The organism is Bacillus sp. A015, from assembly GCF_053851875.1.
Map to the genome: position 1 here is coordinate 114,783 of NZ_JBSPZB010000005.1, position 16,806 is coordinate 131,588.

The window sequence follows — 16,806 nt, forward strand, 5'->3', positions numbered from 1 at the left end:
TCGTCTCATAAATAAGAGAAAAAAGAAAGGAGGGGCGTGTTTGGAGCAGACAGAGGAGACCTTATTGATCGAGCGGGCAAAACAGGGAGATGATGCCGCATTTACAGCACTTTATCGGCAGCACTATTCCTTTCTTTACCGGTATATGATGAAGCTCACCCTTCAACAAGAGCTGGCAGAAGAAATCATGCAAGAGACGATGCTGAAAGCGTACATGAAACTTTCTTCATTTAGAGGAGATTCCTTATTTTCAACATGGCTCATCTCCATTGCATCGAGACAATTTTTAGATCACCAGAAGAAAAGAAAACGTGAACAAATGAGAGAAGGGAAGGCGAATCAAGAAGCCATACGCCGATTCAAATGGGACGTTCAGCAAAAGGGACACACATGGCATGAGATGTGGGATGCTTTAAATGAGTTGAAGGCTCAGGAGAGAGCACCGATTATTCTGCATTATTATTATGGCTTTACTTACCCAGAAATTGCTTCGATGCTCGGTATGAGAGAAGGCACTGTGAAGTCGAGGGTTCATCATGGATTAAAGAAAATTCGAAAGGAGTGGTTCTTATGAAGGAAGATTGTTTCACCGAGCGTTTAAAAGAAGAGTTACAGCAGCTAGATGAACAGATTGAAGTGAAAAAACCAAGTGAGCAGGCTGTCATGATGATGCTAAAGCAGGCAAAGGAAAAAGAGAAAAGGCGTTTTAAACAAGAAATGCTGGCGTACGTTCTCATCAGTCTCACCATTCTGGCACTTTTTGCAGCTGCCATCACCCATTTGCCTATGATCTTAATTCTTCTCCAAGTGGTGAGCGTCCCGCTCTGTGTAGTGGTAGGAATCAAGGAATATCAACACATTAAAGGAGGGTCTTTATGAGTCAGACGGAAATGATCATCTTATTGTGTGCATTGCCGTTATTGTTTGTACAGGGATTTCTTTTGTTTATGGATGCAAAAAAAAGAGGGCGCTATAAGTGGTTCTGGGGCATTGTCGGTTTAATTAACTTCCCATCGTCTTCAATTTTATATTGGCTTTGTGTCGTATTACCTGATCGAAAAAGAGGCGAGAATCTCCGAAAGGATTGAACGCGTTCCATCAAACTTTTGGCCTTTTTTTCGTTTTGAAACCATCTAGAAATAGATCATGATTCATCTATTTGTCAAAGAAAGCGGGACGTGTAAAGTCCAATTGATCATTTCTAGCACAATAGTCATTCCTTTAGCGGTCATTTTTAAAGACGATAGCTGCTGCTGCTTGATCCATCTCAATTCGGCATCATTTTCATCTGTTATCAATATTGATCAGATTTTCCAATTGGTGTTAAATTAATCTCAATATGCGTTAGAAAATCTAACAAATAAATGTATGAAGATATCTACAAGGAGGCAGATGAGACATGTTGACCTTAGATCGAGCAGCACAAACAGCACAAAGCTACATCCACCGTGTGTTAGAGGAGGTGGAAAAGCGAAATCCAGGCGAAGAGGAATTCCAGCAAGCGGTAAAAGAAATTCTGGAATCACTCGTCCCGGTTTTTGCAAAACACCCAGAGTATGAAAAACAGGGCATTTTAGAACGGTTAATTGAGCCTGAGCGGCTTGTTGTGTTTCGAGTACCATGGGTAGATGATGAGGGCAAAGTACAAGTCAATAGAGGGTTTAGGGTTCAATTCAATAGTGCCATTGGTCCTTATAAAGGAGGCATTCGTTTCCATCCATCCGTCAATGCAAGCATCATCAAGTTTTTAGGATTTGAACAAATCTTTAAAAACGCACTGACTGGTATGCCGATCGGCGGAGGGAAAGGTGGATCAGATTTTGATCCAAAAGGGAAATCTGATGGAGAAATCATGCGTTTTGTTCAAAGCTTTATGAGTGAACTCAGCCGATATATTGGACCTGATCAAGATGTACCAGCAGGTGATATTGGCGTAGGGGCACGGGAAATTGGCTATATGTTCGGCCAGTACAAAAAAATGCGCGGTGCTTATGAGGCTGGTGTGCTCACAGGGAAAAGTCCGGGGTTTGGCGGCAGCTTAGCGAGAAAAGAAGCAACGGGCTACGGACTGGTGTACTTTATGGAAGAAATGCTGAAAGCCCATGGGCTGCAATTTAAAGGGCGTTCGGTTGTCGTTTCTGGCTCAGGTAATGTGTCTATTTATGCGATGGAAAAGGTAATAGAGCTAGGCGGTAAGGTTGTTGCTTGTAGTGATTCAAGCGGAGCCATTTATGACCCGCAAGGTATTTCACTTGAGACAGTAAAGCAGTTGAAGGAAGTCGACAATCAGCGGATTGGGGCATACATAGACATTCACCCGCATGCTGAATTGATTGAAGATTGCGAACAAATTTGGTCATTTCCTTGTGACATTGCACTGCCATGTGCGACACAAAATGAAATATCTGAAGCGCATGCACAGCAGCTCGTGGCAAACGGGGTCATCGCTGTAGGAGAAGGGGCCAATATGCCATCCACTCTTAAGGCCGTCAAAGTATTTGAACAGCATGGTATTCTGTTTGCGCCAGCAAAAGCCGCGAATGCTGGCGGTGTAGGTGTTTCAGCACTGGAAATGGCGCAAAACAGTGCAAGGATGTCGTGGACATTCGAAGAAGTAGATGATCAGCTGAAACAAATGATGCAGTCTATTTATCGTCAGTGTACGGAGACAGCAGCCGAATATGGACACTCTGGGAACTTAATGGTAGGAGCAAATATTGCAGGATTTCGCAAAGTGGCAGATGCCATGATGGCACAAGGCGTGATTTAACTCCTGCTCTCCCGCACCTGTTTATTTCATGACAAGATGGGGAATCGTCCTGTAAGAATGACAATAAGGAGGCGCGGGAGAAAATGAAAAAATGGCTGAAACAAATTGTCAAATGGGCACCAGTGATTTATCCAGTGGTGAGGAAAATATATAAAGAGCGAAAAGCATCAAAAGGTCGTAACGTATCAGCCGGATCATCCGGCTTTTTTTATGGAATCATATACAGACCCTGTGATGAAAGAAAAAATAATAGATTCGAATGATCCATTTCCACTCTTACTCCGTTCAGTACATAACAAACGGAAAGAGGAGGCAATAACAGATGAACATGAAAAAAGCGAACCTTTGAAGTCATCAAAGTGCAAAGCTATCCGCGTGAAGAGAAGCCAAATGCTTTTTTCGGGTACGCCTTTACACGGAATCTCAATTTAATCACATGTACTGGGACATTTGATCATGCAGCAGGTACACATGAAAAAAGATTGGTTGTCTTTACACAGCTCATCTCCTCATAAAAAAGGCGGCTACACGAAGGTGTAACGCCTTTTTTTAATGATTTCCGCAGCAACATCTAAGAAGGAAATTCGTAGGTCATTAGATATGGTTAGTCGTATAAATAGGGGCATTTGTCATATAAATGAATTGGCAATTTTTATTTCTTTTCAGTAGAATATGAGTAATGAAGAGAACTGCAAGCGTATACAACCTGTCCAGACAAGGCAGATTCTCCACCCTTACATAAGGAGGCCGATTTGATGCTGAGTAAAAGACTGGCGCACATCTTAAGTCAGCTGATGGCAGCTGAGACCCCACTCACAAGCGCAGCACTTTCTGTCACCTTACAAGTGACAAGCCGCACCATTCGTACAGACATCAAGGAACTGAACGACCGTCTCGCCCCTTATCAAGCGGCTGTAGCAGCTGTTCGAGGAGCTGGCTATGAGCTGTTGATCAAGGATGAGAATGCCTTTCGCCGTTTTATGAAGGAGGAGGTTGAACAGGAAGAACCGCTTGCCGTTCTGCCGGAGGAGCGTGTTCGGTTTATTTTAAAAAAGCTTCTTCTGGCAGAAGCGTATGTGAAGCTAGAGGATTTACAGGAGCAGCTGTTTATTAGTAAATCGACGATGAGTAACGATATGAAATGGGTCAAACGCAAGCTTGAGCCCTTTGATCTGAAGCTGGAAGCGAAGCCGAATAAAGGCTGCCGGATCAAAGGATCGGAGATGAAAATTCGTTATTGTATGTCAGAATCTTTATTCAATGAACGCCGTTCCTACCAAACGATGCTGAACACAGCTGTCACCATTTTGCCAAAACATGAGCTGGAATTGATTCAGAAAACAATGATTGATTATATCAATGAGGAAAGAATGAATCTATCAGACATTTGTGTGAATAATTTAATAGTCCATGTCGCCATTGCCTGTAAACGAATTAGACACGGAAACTATGTATCTGTTCTTCCAGAGGAAATCAACGAAATTCCACGGGCAAAGGAATACAAGGTAGCCAAAAAAATGGTGGAACGTCTCGAAGGGCTGCTGGATGTCTCATTTCCACAAGAGGAGATCGTCTATATCGCCATTCATTTGCTAGGAACAGCCAAAATGGTACAGTCCTTTTCATCAAACGGTCAAAAACAAATTGTGGATGATGACACGAGCCATCTCGTTCAGCTCATGCTGAAAGCCATTGATCAAAAATTGCAGCTTGATTTAGCTAGTGATGCGGAATTAATGATTGGGCTCAGTCTGCACTTAAAGCCTGCCATGAACCGGTGTAAATATGGAATGAACTTAAGAAATCCGATGCTTGATGAAATAAAAGCGGGGTATCCACTTGCCTTTGAAGCAGGGATTATTGCCAGCAGGGTCATTGAAGAAGAGACGGGTTTGTCCATTCATGAAAATGAGATCGGATATATGGCACTTCATTTTGGTGCGGCCTTAGAGCGCAGGAAAATGGAGATTCCGCCGAAGCGATGTCTCATTGTCTGTGCCTCTGGTGCAGGGAGTGCAAGACTATTGCAGGATCGTTTGCGGTCACAATTTGGGTCAAAGCTGACCATTTTAGGAACAGCAGAGCTTTATTCACTTCCGCAAGTCTCTTTACATGCTCTGGATTTGATTATTACGACGATCCCTATTCATATAGATTTACCGATTCCAGTCATTCAAGTGAACACCATTTTAGGAGGCGGCGACTTTTTAAAAATTGAAGAAGCCCTGACGAGTGAAACAAGAGTGACATTAGCCTCACAATATATGAAAAGGGAATTGGTCTTTACAAAACGTGCTTTTCAAACAAAGGAAGAGGTCATGACCTTTCTCACGCAAAAAGTCATCGACATGGGATTAGCACCAGCAGAGCTCACACCATCTGTGATGGAAAGAGAAGAGGCAGCACCTACCTCCTTCGGGCATTATACAGCGATTCCGCATCCGATGACCCCGCTGACAGAAGAGACGTTTTGGGTGATATGTACATTAGAAAAACCGATCATTTGGGGAGAGAAAAAGGTTCAATTTGTCTGCTTGCTTTGTGTCGAAAAAGAGAACGCCAAAGATTTAAAAGGGATGTACCGGCTGCTAGGAGAGCTTGTGCATAATGTGAAATTCATTCAGCATCTCATCGCCTGTGATACATTTGAAGACATGCTTGATATCATGTATAAAAAGGCCCCTTCGTACAAGAACTAACAGTGTGACATTAACTTTTTCCGCTTCCTAAAGGAAAAAGTATAGGTGTTTATGAAAGCGGTTTCATAATAAGATGAATGTGTAAAGAAAAGCTTCACACTTTGAAAAGGGGGCGTTTACACATGAACATCTTATTGGTTTGCGCAGCAGGTATGTCAACAAGCTTACTTGTCACAAAAATGGAGAAAAGCGCACAAGAACAAGGAAAAGACTATCGCATTTGGGCGGTATCTGGAGATGCTGCAAAAAGTCATATTGATCAAGCCGATGTGCTTTTATTAGGACCTCAGGTTCGATATTTATTACCACAAATGAAAAAGATCGGAGAAGAAAAAGGGATTCCGGTAGACGTCATTAATACCGTGCATTATGGCGTGTGTAATGGCGCCGAGGTTCTAAAATCTGCTGAACAGCTAGTGAACGGATAGAGGGGGCGGAAGGGATGAATGGATTCAACCGATTTCTAGAAGAGAAGGTTATGCCGTTTGCAGGAAAGATTGCCGCTCAAAGACATTTACAAGCATTGCGTGACGGAATTGTTTTAACCATGCCTCTCATTATTGTCGGTTCACTGTTTCTCATTTTAGCCAACCTTCCGATCCCAGGATACAGCGATTTTATGGCAAGTATCTTTGGAGCCGAATGGGCCACGAAACTATCCTATCCTGTTAATGCAACCTTTGACATTATGGCACTTGTTGCAACCTTTGGGATTGCCTACAGGCTTGCTGAAAAGTATGCCGTTGATGCATTATCATCTGGTGCGATCGCTGTCGCGGCTTTCCTTTTGGCCACGCCATATCAAGTGCCTTTCACACCTGAAGGCTCAACAGAAGCCATCCTAGTGAATGGCGGAATTCCTGTCACACTGATGGGCAGTAAAGGGTTATTCGTTGCCATGATTATTGCCATGCTTTCAACCGAAATTTACCGCTTTATTGTACAGCGGAATATCGTTATTAAAATGCCTGATGGTGTACCGCCGGCCGTCAGTAAATCGTTTATCGCACTTATTCCAGGTTTTGTGGTCATCACGCTGATCTGGGTCGCGAGACTTGTGATTGAGATGACACCTTTTGAGAGTATTCATAATATCATCACCGTCTTAATTGGCACACCGCTTTCCATTCTTGGTGGAAGCTTAGGCGGGAGTATCGTCGCCGTGGGTGTGCAAATGCTCCTTTGGGCATGCGGTATTCATGGAGCAACAATTGTCGGCGGCGTCATGGGTCCGATTTGGCTCGGTGCGATGGATGAGAACCGTCTTGCGTTTCAAGCAGGAGAAGTGCTGCCGAATATTTTCACAGCGCAGTTCTTTGAAATTTTCATCAATGTCGGCGGAAGCGGCGCGACACTTGCTTTGGTGCTGACGATGATCTTACGTGCCAGAAGTAAACAAATGAAACAGCTTGGCCGACTTGCCATTGGGCCAGCCATCTTTAACATCAACGAACCCATCATTTTTGGAATGCCGATTGTGATGAACCCAATGCTTCTCATTCCGTTTATCCTCACGCCAATCATGATGATCATCACCACATATATCGGAATGAGCACAGGACTTGTGGCAAAACCGGCAGGAATCGCTGTGCCATGGACAATGCCGCCAATCATTTCAGGCTATCTCGCAACAGGCGGGAAAATCTCTGGCGCTGTCATGCAGCTGATCAACCTCGCGTTGTCATTTGCTCTATACTACCCGTTCTTTAGAATGTGGGATAAGCAGAAATGGAAAGAAGAAAGTGAACTGGAAACAAAAGCATCAACTGATGAAAATGTCGTCAGCATGTAATAGAGGGAACAAGGGGGATGCGGCCGATGGAAATGGAACAAATTGTGTTTCAACTCATCTTACACGGTGGAAATGGCAGAAGCTCAGCAATGGAGGCCATTACATGTGCAAAGCAAGGCAACTTTGATGAGGCGAAGCAAAAATTGCAGGAAGCACAAGACGCGTTAAATGAGGCGCATCACGCACAGACAGAGCTGATCCAAGGAGAAATCAGAGGAGAAAAGGCAGGCATCAGTCTCTTAATGATTCATGCACAGGATCATCTCATGAACGCCATGACTGTCAAGGAGCTTGCAGCGGAAATCATAGAGCTCCATGAAAAAATGAAGCAACTCGGAGGTGTCAATTCATGAAAGACGGAATCAAAATTGTCACAATAGGCGGTGGATCGAGCTATACGCCTGAGCTGGTTGAAGGTTTTATCAAACGGTATCATGAATTGCCTGTAAAGGAATTATGGCTTGTGGATATTGAAGCAGGGCAGGAAAAGCTAAACATCGTGGGTGCTCTTGCAAAACGTATGGTCGAAAAAGCCGGTCTGCCGATTGAGGTACACCTGACTCTTGACCGCCGGGCAGCCCTGAAGGACGCAGACTTTGTCACGACACAATTTCGTGTAGGACTGCTGGAAGCACGGGCAAAGGATGAGAGAATACCGCTCAAATACGGTGTCATTGGGCAGGAAACGAACGGGCCAGGCGGTTTATTTAAAGGTCTTCGCACCATTCCAGTCATTCTAGAGATCGTGAAGGATATGGAGAAGCTTTGTCCAGATGCATGGCTTGTGAACTTTACAAATCCAGCGGGCATGGTCACAGAAGCTGTTTTACGGTACACGAATCTAAAAAAAGTGGTCGGTCTATGCAATGTGCCGATTGGGATCAAAATGGGGATTGCCAAGGCGTTAGATGTGGATGTTGAACGTATTGAGGTGCAGTTTGCCGGTCTCAATCACATGGTCTATGGATTAGACGTGTATTTAGACGGGGTCAGCATTATGGATCAAGTGCTCGATGAACTAGGAAATCCGAATAGCCAGTGGTCCATGAAAAACATTGAAGCGAAAAACTGGGAGCCATCTTTTGTCAAAGGCTTAGGGGTTATCCCATGTCCGTATCACCGTTACTACTATAAAACGAAAGATATGCTGGAAGAAGAGCAAAAGGCGGCCCAAGAAAAAGGAACAAGAGCAGAGGTTGTGCAGCAGGTCGAGCAAGAATTATTTGAGCTATATAAAGATCCTGATTTATCGATTAAACCGCCGCAGCTCGAAAAAAGAGGCGGGGCGTATTACAGCGATGCGGCATGTAACTTAATCAGCTCGATCTATAATGATAAGCATGACATTCAACCCGTGAATACAGTGAACAGAGGAGCGATTGCCAGCATTCCACCGGAATCGGCGGTTGAAGTGAATTGTATCATTACGAAGGACGGACCAAAACCAATAGCGACAGGTGACCTGCCTGTGGCAGTGAGAGGGCTCGTTCAGCAAATCAAATCATTTGAGCGCGTGGCAGCTGAAGCGGCTGTGACAGGAAATTACGAGACGGCTCTTGTCGCCATGACGATCAACCCGCTTGTCCCTTCTGACGAAATTGCAAAGCAAATGTTAGATGAAATGCTTGAAGCGCACCGTGAGTATTTACCGCAATTCTTCAAATCAGTGAATGCGTAAAATGAAATGGCCCCTTTATGGGGTCGTTTTTTATGATTTGACCATATGGAAACTGGAGAAAGAAGTGTATGATAGAAAAACAGCACGTACGGCTTCAAAGAAAGGACTGTTGGAAGATGGTTGCAATTGGTTTAATGCTTTACGGCTTTGTCGTCCAGCCTGTGATGAGTTATGGCACAGAAATCTTGTTTTTATATGGCATCATTGCTTCATTTGTTGGTCTCATTCGGCATAGGGACTACGTGTGGATCTATATTCTTCGTCTGCTTGTTTGTTTCACCATTCCAGTGACCAACCTGTTGATGTACTTTGCAACCATTGGAGGAGATGAAAGAGACTTTGATTTCCAGCCGGTGCCGCTTGCTTACAACCTTGTCTTGATAATAGAAATCATCATCATCTTTTTACCAGAGATCTTTTTACTGATTGAAAGGAAGCGGAGCTTGAAAGGGAAACAGTGGATATATGCAGGGGGCATTGTGGGTGTATCGATTTTGTTTTGGTGCACGATTTGATGAGAGGCTGACGGGTCATTATTTTGTCTTTTGCTTGTGTAACCTCTTTCGCCTGGCCTTTACAAAAGTAATGGAACAAGCAATGATAGAAATTCCAAGAAGCTTAAATAGAAACCGGGTGAGGAATGGTGAATCCTCGAAACCTGTGGCTACGATAATTGATCCGAGGCAAATACCAAAGATCGCTAGTAGATAAGTAAAAAACATACCATCACTCCTTAGATGTATAATTACCATGATAAGGTATGTTGTGGGGCAAAAAAAGAACCCTTCATGAAATGAAAGGTTCTTTCACATGCTTAAGCCTGCTTGACGACCGAATCGACTTCTACTGTCCAGCCGAAGATGTCTGGCTGTGTCCCTTTTTGGATGCCAGTAATGGCTTCGTACAATTTCTTCGATACTTCGCCTGTTTGACCATTTTGAATGACATATGGCTGATCGTGATAAATTAATTCACCGACAGGAGAGATCACGGCCGCCGTCCCAGTTCCAAAGATTTCTTCGAGCTCGCCTGATTGATGTGCTTCAATTAACTCATCAATTGAAATTTTACGTTCTGTCACTGGAATCTCCCAATGCTTTAACAGCTCAAGTACAGAGTTACGTGTGATGCCTTCTAAAATGCTGCCGTTCAATTCAGGCGTCACGATTTCTCCATTGATTTTAAAGAAGATATTCATACTGCCGACTTCTTCAATGTACTTTTTCTCGACTCCATCAAGCCAAAGAACCTGTGAAAACCCTTTGGTTTCAGCGACTTGCTGTGCCTTCAGGCTTGATGCATAGTTTCCAGCTGTTTTGGCATTTCCTGTTCCACCCTTAACGGCACGGACAAACTCGTTTTCAACCGCAATTTTCACCGGATGGATGCCTTCTTTATAGTATGATCCCACTGGAGATAAAATAATGAGCAGCTTATACGTGCTTGACGGTGCAACGCCTAAATATGGCTCAGTGGAAATAATGAATGGACGAATATACAAGGAAGTGCCCTCTGCATCAGGTACCCAATCCTTATCAATACGAATGAGTTCATTTAAGCCCTCTAAAACCGTTTCTGTATCAATTTGCGGGATACATAGGCGGTCATTTGATCTGTTTAAGCGTTCCATGTTCTTTTCTGGACGGAATAAGAGAATTTTTTGATCCTCCGAAACATAAGCCTTTAAGCCTTCAAAAACAGATTGACCATAATGGTAGACCATAGAAGCTGGGTCCATTGGAATCGCCTGATAAGGAATAATTCTTGGATCGTACCAGCCTTTATCAATTGAATAATCCATCACAAACATGTGGTCTGTGAAGATTTTTCCGAATTCAAGTTGATCAGATTGAGGTTTTGGTTTTTTGGTTGAACTAAGTTCAACGCGGATGGGTTGTTTTGGCATCGTAAATCTCCTTGCTGTTTGATTATTTGAAAATTCTAATAATATGAAATAATTATGATTCTATTCTATACCTTCAAAAAATATTAGCAATAGGTTTTCTGGAATTCAGACAAGAAAAATCTGTTAAAGCGCTTTCCTTCTCTCCCGTTAGTTTGGCTGATGTCACCCCTTTTCAAAAAAAGAAATAAAATCCAAATACATTATTGACTGATTAATCTGACAATTTAAAAACGAGTGGTTTTTCTGTAAGATATTCTTTCAACCATACACCTTTTGACCAGTACATTGCAAGGGGCAGCGCCATATTTTAATCCTCTTTTTTTAAACCGATAAAGGAAGAAGAGAAGTGAAAGGAGCAAACAACGAGATGAAACGAATGATACCAGGTATCTTACTGATTATATTCATGACCGTAATCAGCTTTGGCTGTCAAGCGATGACAGAGGAGGCTGGCGCCAAGCAAGGCACAACTTATTACGTGGCAACAAACGGAAACGACAAAAACCCGGGAACGAAGCAAAAGCCTTTCCGCACACTGAAGAAAGCGGCAAGTATGGCTAAAGCTGGGGCAACGATTTACATGAGAGGCGGTACATACCAAGAGAAATTGATTGTCCGTCATTCAGGAACAAAGAAAGCACCAGTTGTCTTTCAAGCTTATGGAAAAGAAAAGCCTGTCATCAGCGGGGCTTCCCTTAAAGGAAATCAAGCAGATGGCGGTCTTGTAACGATCGATCAAAAAAGCTACATCACCCTCAAAGGTCTTACGGTTGGGCATATTAAGACGAATAAAGAAGATGTAACGCCAGCCGGTATTTTCATCAAAGGAAGCGGCAAAGGAGTCAAGCTGCTCAACAACCGAGTGTATGACATTCAGACGACACACAAAAATGGGAATGCGCATGGTATTGCTGTCTATGGGACAAAAGCTCCTGCGGCCATTGAAGACATTGAAATCAAAGGAAATACCGTTGAAAAATTAAAACTGGGCTTCAGTGAAGCCCTCAGCGTGTAGACAAACCCTCGCATTCGGTGTCAGTCCTGCGTTCCGGTGCTCACGAATGTCAAATTCGCTCCGCTCCGGTACTCGTCCTTCCTAGACTTCAAGGGTTTTCATATCACGCTGAAAAGAAGACAAAGGGCTAAAATAAAGATCATTTTAGCCCTTTGTCAACAATCTGTGGGCTTCAGTGAAGCCCTTGTGTTAAACGGGAACGTCAAAAAATTTCGCGTGACACATAACACGGTCAGGCACACTGATAATATTGGCATTGATTTAATTGGTTTTGAGAACGTAGCACCTTCTAAAAAATATGATCAGGTCAGAAATGGTGTCGTATCTAGAAACAAAGTATATGAGATTACAAGTTATGGGAATCCAGCCTACGGCAAGGACATATCCGCTGGCGGGATTTATGTGGATGGCGGGAAAGACATAGTGATCGATCATAACATCACACATCACAATGACCTTGGGATTGAAGTCACAAGTGAACATAAAGGGAAAATGGCGGATCGCATTCGCATCGAGCACAATCAAGTGTATCTAAACCGTTATACAGGAATTTCAATTGGCGGCTATGATAAGAAGCGGGGCGGAACAACAAACACGACCATCTCGCATAATATTTTGTACAAAAATGACACAGCCGGCTTAGAAGGCGGTCAATTGCTCATGCAATATCAAGCAGTGAACAATCGGATCACGAATAATATCATGACAGCTAGTAGATCGCATTACTTAGTCGTGAACCTTTATCAAGTGAACCAAAAGAATACATTCCAGAAGAATGTCTATGATGACCGCAAAGGTGCGAAAGCATCACAGTGGGTATGGCGCGGAAAATGGATGGAAGGCTACAAAACGTATCGCTCTAAAAGCGGTCAAGATAAAGGATCAGCACACCTCAATCCACAATATGTGAATGAGAAAAAATATGATTTCCGTCTGAAGAAATCTTCACCTGCTAAGAAAATCGTCGGCAGTTAATCAAGTCAATGACCATGCACGTATCATCCCCGCCTTTTTCAGCAAAATCGGACAGGTGCCATATATCATTCTGATTATGGCAGCCATCGTGCTATTTGCGCATGTTTTCATGACCTACACAAAGCATGGCCGATTGATGTACATCATCGGTGGGAATAAGGAAGCGGCTCGATTGTCTGGCATTCATGTGAACAAATACAAAATCGCAGCATATCTTCTCTCTGCTTTATTTGCAGCGATAGGTGGTATTGTACTGGCGTCAAGGGTGATGACAGCAGAAATTAATGCTGGAGGGCCTTATTTAATGGATGGAGTAGCGGCTGCCTTTATCGGCTTTTCTGTCATGGGAGCAGGTAAGCCAAACGCATTTGGCACTTTTATTGGTGCTGTGCTCATCGGTATTTTACAAAATGGACTTGTGATGATGTCTGTCCCTTACTATGCGATGGACATTGTGAAAGGATCGGTGCTTGCACTTGCGCTGGCGCTGACGTATTACAAGCAGCGTAGCTAAGGCGTATTTTTTTAAAACCATTCGAGTCCTCTCTCCGTCTAGTAAACGGAAAGCGGTGTAACCGCCGTTTGCCAAAAGGAGATGACAAATAGAATGAATATGTCAGCAACTCATGTAGAAGATTTGAAAAGTGTCATGGAAGACTGGAAAAATGAATTATTAGTATATAAATTTGCGTTAGATGAAATGGATACAAAGTTTTCAATTATTAGTCAGGAATATAATTTAATCCATGGACACAACCCAATAGAGCATACAAAATCACGGATCAAATCCTTTGAAAGCATCGTAAATAAGCTAGCAAGAAAGGGATGCGACATCACTACACAATGTGCAAAGGAGCATATTCATGATATCGCTGGAGTACGCATCATCTGCTCCTTTATTCAGGATATCTATAACGTTATTGATGTATTGAGGCAAAGAGAGGATTTAAAGATCCTTGAAGTGAAGGATTACATTCAACATCCAAAGCCAAACGGTTACAGAAGTCTTCATTTAATTGTTGAGATTCCTGTCTACTTAACGAATCGTGTGGAGCATGTGAAGGTCGAGATTCAGGTGCGGACCATTGCGATGGATTTCTGGGCGAGTCTTGAACATAAAATCTATTATAAACTGCAAAACGATGTCCCTCATCAGCTCACCGATGAACTGAAGGAAGCGGCAGATATCGCCCATTACTTAGATGAAAAAATGCAAAATATCAAACGAGAAATTGATTAGCAGATAAAAAGAGTAGCTGTTTTTGATCACAGCTACTCTCAGCGTGTAGACAAACCCTCGCATTCTGTGTCAGTCCTGCGTGCCGATGCTCACGAATCTCAGATTCGCTCCGCTCCGGTACTCGTCCTTCCTAGACTGCAAAGGTTTTCTATCACGCTGAAAAGAAGACAAAGGCTTCCATATTAAGGGTTGGTTCCGCGATCTCTCTTTTGAATGGTCGTACCCTTGTCTTGAGATTGTGCAGATTGGCTGTCTTTTTGGGTAGAAGTTCCAATGAAAATACCTGTTATCAAGAGCGTAAAAATCGCACTTGTGATGAGCCATTTCTTCATCATACATCACTCCATATTCTTAACAAGTTTTTAAGGACAACGCCTTGTTCCAAAAATAAGTGGATTCTTCATGAAGCCCATTATCCGTTAAGTAAGCTGCTACATCCTGACAGATGGCTTCAAGATCGACAAGGAAATTCATTGATTCTAATTGATCACAATAAGACATGATTTGCTCGATCATGTTGTCTGGCTGAAGCATGAGTGTTTCTAAAATGGATAATTTAAGTGAAATGTTTCGTTGTTTTAAATTTTCTGCTTTTTGAAGTGAAAGCTGTACGTAATAGTGGAACATACCAGGCTTTTTCAGCTTAAATAGTGCTTTTGTGTAGGTATACATGGCAAGTAAATAGCCGCCTGGAGAAGAAGTTTCGAATGTCTCAATGAATAAAGCTTTTTCTAGGAGCGGTACAGCTTCACTGTATTCATTTCTTAAACTTTTAATAAAGGCTGCATTGCAATACGCGTGACCAAGTAAGTCTGGGTCTTCCATCTGTTCTAGTGAATGAATCACTTCTTCAAACAACGTCTCTGCCTCATCATATTTCGATTGATCAGCATAATTCAAAGCAAGCATCATTTGACAGCTGATTGATTTTTTCACATAACATGGATCTGCGTCGTAAATAGATGAAGCCATCTTTAAGTGGTGTATGGAGAGAAGCGTGGACCTAATATTATAGTATAGGCACCCAGTTTTATAATGAAATTCTGCTTTTTCAATGTCATCGTGCACGAGGTCTAATTTTTCCTCGGCCAATTTTAAATGATGAAATGCCGTATCTTGATTCCCTCTGCGCATTTCATACATGCCTTTAAAGAAATAGAAATAGTAGCTGAGCATATCATCCGTACGGATCGCATTTTCATCAACAAAAAGACTATGATCTAACGAAGCTGTATCTTCGATGAGATCCTTAAATCGGTATTCTAGTAATTGATAGTAAAGTAAGACGTCTTGATTCTCTTCCATTCGATCAAACGCTTGAAGAATGTCTTCTTTTAGCTGTATCGCTTCTTGTATCTCTCTTTTTTTCATCATGACATACCAGTCATTTAGCATATTCGCTACATCAACGGACGACAAAACCCTAGTTTCTGCCAACTCATATCCTCCTTTCTTCATCTATCCGTCTATTTCGATTTCCGGTCATTTGAATCAACTTTCCATATTAAGTATCTTCTTATATTTTAAGCGCTCTCTCGCGAATTGTAAAACATGTTTTTTGATGTAAATTCAACCAATAGTGAAAAATAAAGGGATTTAGAGGATTTTGTATACGCTTACATTTTTTAGGTAAATAGAGGGTTTTTGAAAAAATATATTGCAATATCAATAGAGAGAGAATGGCGGTCGATGAGTGTTTTTTCGTAGAAGAGAAAGAAACGGCGATTTTCAAGGTGCAGTCTCATTTTTTCGTGAGATTATCTTACATCATGATTGTGAATCCCTCTTCTTTCAGAATAAAATGAGTTATTCGCAAAAAAGTAAAATTTAAAGAGACTATTGATCTAGAATTGTATGGATCTTTAGTATTGATAAAAAACATTACACACCATAGATTTAGCGTGGTATAGTAATATTGTTATTGCGAATATTTAGACAAAACTGACAATAGGGGGTCGTGTTTTATGAAGAAATCGATGTTACTGATCATGGGACTAATTGTTGTGCTTGTCATGGCAGCCTGTGGATCAAAATCGGACAGCGGTTCGGGAGAAGGCAAAGGCACATATAAAATTGGGATAGATACAACATATCCGCCATTTGAATTTGAAAAGGGCGGTAAATATGAAGGAATAGACGTTGATTTAATTAACGCGATTGCAAAGGACCAAGATTTCAAAGTGAAGCTTGAAGCAATGGATTTCTCAGGGATCATTCCAGCGATGCAAGCAGGTCAGCTTGATGTGGGAATGGGCGGGATGAGTATTACAGATGAGCGTAAAAAGAAAGTAGATTTCTCAGATCCATATTTCGACGCTGGACTGACAGTTGTCGTGAAAAAGGACAGCAGCATCAAATCAATTGATGATTTAAAGGGGAAAAAGCTAGCTGTTAAAAATGGGACAACAGGAGCAAAATTTGCATCAGATAACGCAGATAAATATGGGTATGAAGTTGTTCAATTTAATGACAGTCCATCTATGTTCCAAGAAGTATCGAACGGAAATGCAGATGCATTGATCGAGGATTATCCTGTCATTACGTATGCGATCGCCCAACAAGATTTAAAATTGAAAACAGTTGGAGACCGTTTGAATGGGGACCAATACGGTATCTCTGTGATGAAGGGGAAAAACCAAGACTTACTGAAGAAAATTAATAAAGGCCTAGAGAACCTAAAGAAAAACGGTGAATATGACAAAATCATTGATAAATATTTGAAGTCATAACA

The 16,806-nt window shown here is 42.2% G+C and carries 16 protein-coding genes and 3 pseudogenes; 16 read left to right on the top strand and 3 right to left on the bottom strand.

The window, feature by feature from the left end:
* The first annotated feature begins 40 nt into the window (after positions 1-40).
* The 11 genes and pseudogenes from sigY to ACSLGF_RS06375 all read left to right on the top strand — a co-directional run bounded on the left by sigY (position 41) and on the right by ACSLGF_RS06375 (position 9,454).
* Complete coding sequence (gene sigY / locus ACSLGF_RS06325) at positions 41-574, top strand: RNA polymerase sigma factor SigY (protein ID WP_230031596.1); 534 nt, start codon at positions 41-43, stop codon at positions 572-574.
* Positions 571-879 carry a YxlC family protein gene (locus ACSLGF_RS06330; protein WP_456003500.1) on the top strand — a complete coding sequence of 103 codons (309 nt, stop codon included), beginning with the start codon at positions 571-573 and terminating at the stop codon, positions 877-879. The genes sigY and ACSLGF_RS06330 overlap by 4 nt, the downstream gene beginning before the upstream one ends.
* Entirely contained in the window at positions 876-1,088 is a 213-nt protein-coding gene (locus ACSLGF_RS06335) for a transcriptional regulator (RefSeq protein WP_456003503.1), read from the top strand. The genes ACSLGF_RS06330 and ACSLGF_RS06335 overlap by 4 nt, the downstream gene beginning before the upstream one ends.
* Positions 1,089-1,399: 311 nt before the next feature.
* Complete coding sequence (gdhA, locus tag ACSLGF_RS06340) at positions 1,400-2,770, top strand: NADP-specific glutamate dehydrogenase (protein WP_456003505.1); 1,371 nt, start codon at positions 1,400-1,402, stop codon at positions 2,768-2,770.
* A gap of 83 nt (positions 2,771-2,853) precedes the next feature.
* A pseudogene (locus ACSLGF_RS06345) lies at positions 2,854-2,964 on the top strand (hypothetical protein); the annotation flags it as partial.
* Between the two features lie 561 nt (positions 2,965-3,525).
* Positions 3,526-5,469, top strand: coding sequence for a BglG family transcription antiterminator (locus tag ACSLGF_RS06350; RefSeq protein ID WP_456003508.1), 1,944 nt, complete (start codon positions 3,526-3,528; stop codon positions 5,467-5,469).
* A gap of 122 nt (positions 5,470-5,591) precedes the next feature.
* Positions 5,592-5,897, top strand: coding sequence for a lactose/cellobiose PTS transporter subunit IIB (locus tag ACSLGF_RS06355; RefSeq protein ID WP_456003511.1), 306 nt, complete (start codon positions 5,592-5,594; stop codon positions 5,895-5,897).
* Between the two features lie 14 nt (positions 5,898-5,911).
* The gene (gene celB, locus ACSLGF_RS06360; RefSeq protein WP_456003514.1) at positions 5,912-7,261 is read left to right on the top strand and encodes a PTS cellobiose transporter subunit IIC; all 1,350 of its coding nucleotides are present in this window, start codon (positions 5,912-5,914) and stop codon (positions 7,259-7,261) included.
* Positions 7,262-7,287: 26 nt separating this feature from the next.
* Positions 7,288-7,614 (top strand): PTS lactose/cellobiose transporter subunit IIA, encoded by a 327-nt coding sequence (locus tag ACSLGF_RS06365; RefSeq protein ID WP_230031591.1) that lies wholly within the window; start codon positions 7,288-7,290, stop codon positions 7,612-7,614.
* Positions 7,611-8,939 (top strand): 6-phospho-beta-glucosidase, encoded by a 1,329-nt coding sequence (locus tag ACSLGF_RS06370; RefSeq protein ID WP_456003517.1) that lies wholly within the window; start codon positions 7,611-7,613, stop codon positions 8,937-8,939. The genes ACSLGF_RS06365 and ACSLGF_RS06370 overlap by 4 nt, the downstream gene beginning before the upstream one ends.
* Positions 8,940-9,055: 116 nt before the next feature.
* Entirely contained in the window at positions 9,056-9,454 is a 399-nt protein-coding gene (locus ACSLGF_RS06375; protein ID WP_456003765.1) for a hypothetical protein, read from the top strand.
* A 299-nt stretch (positions 9,455-9,753) separates the two neighbouring features.
* Here the strand turns inward: ACSLGF_RS06375 and ACSLGF_RS06380 are convergent, their stop codons facing one another.
* A complete protein-coding gene (locus ACSLGF_RS06380) occupies positions 9,754-10,845 on the bottom strand; it encodes a branched-chain amino acid aminotransferase (protein WP_034321895.1) in 1,092 nt (363 codons plus the stop codon).
* 367 nt (positions 10,846-11,212) lie between these two features.
* Between ACSLGF_RS06380 and ACSLGF_RS06385 the strand changes: the two are divergent.
* The 4 genes and pseudogenes from ACSLGF_RS06385 to ACSLGF_RS06400 all read left to right on the top strand — a co-directional run.
* Positions 11,213-11,839 (top strand): annotated as a pseudogene (locus ACSLGF_RS06385) (DUF1565 domain-containing protein); the annotation flags it as partial.
* A 207-nt stretch (positions 11,840-12,046) separates the two neighbouring features.
* Positions 12,047-12,835: a right-handed parallel beta-helix repeat-containing protein gene (locus tag ACSLGF_RS06390; RefSeq protein ID WP_456003520.1), complete on the top strand. Its 789-nt coding sequence runs from the start codon at positions 12,047-12,049 to the stop codon at positions 12,833-12,835.
* Between the two features lie 25 nt (positions 12,836-12,860).
* Positions 12,861-13,349, top strand: a pseudogene (locus ACSLGF_RS06395) (ABC transporter permease); the annotation flags it as partial.
* Between the two features lie 93 nt (positions 13,350-13,442).
* Positions 13,443-14,075, top strand: coding sequence for a GTP pyrophosphokinase (locus ACSLGF_RS06400; protein WP_099728045.1), 633 nt, complete (start codon positions 13,443-13,445; stop codon positions 14,073-14,075).
* 182 nt (positions 14,076-14,257) lie between these two features.
* On the opposite strand, the gene ACSLGF_RS06405 is transcribed toward ACSLGF_RS06400, so the two are convergent.
* Together ACSLGF_RS06405 and ACSLGF_RS06410 are read right to left on the bottom strand one after the other, a co-directional pair.
* On the bottom strand, positions 14,258-14,407 hold the full coding sequence (locus ACSLGF_RS06405) for a hypothetical protein (RefSeq protein WP_456003523.1): 150 nt from the start codon (positions 14,405-14,407) through the stop codon (positions 14,258-14,260).
* Between the two features lie 19 nt (positions 14,408-14,426).
* Positions 14,427-15,512 (bottom strand): Rap family tetratricopeptide repeat protein, encoded by a 1,086-nt coding sequence (locus tag ACSLGF_RS06410; RefSeq protein WP_456003526.1) that lies wholly within the window; start codon positions 15,510-15,512, stop codon positions 14,427-14,429.
* A 527-nt stretch (positions 15,513-16,039) separates the two neighbouring features.
* Between ACSLGF_RS06410 and ACSLGF_RS06415 the strand changes: the two genes are divergently transcribed.
* Positions 16,040-16,804 carry a transporter substrate-binding domain-containing protein gene (locus ACSLGF_RS06415; protein WP_034660424.1) on the top strand — a complete coding sequence of 255 codons (765 nt, stop codon included), beginning with the start codon at positions 16,040-16,042 and terminating at the stop codon, positions 16,802-16,804.
* Positions 16,805-16,806: the final 2 nt, after the last annotated feature.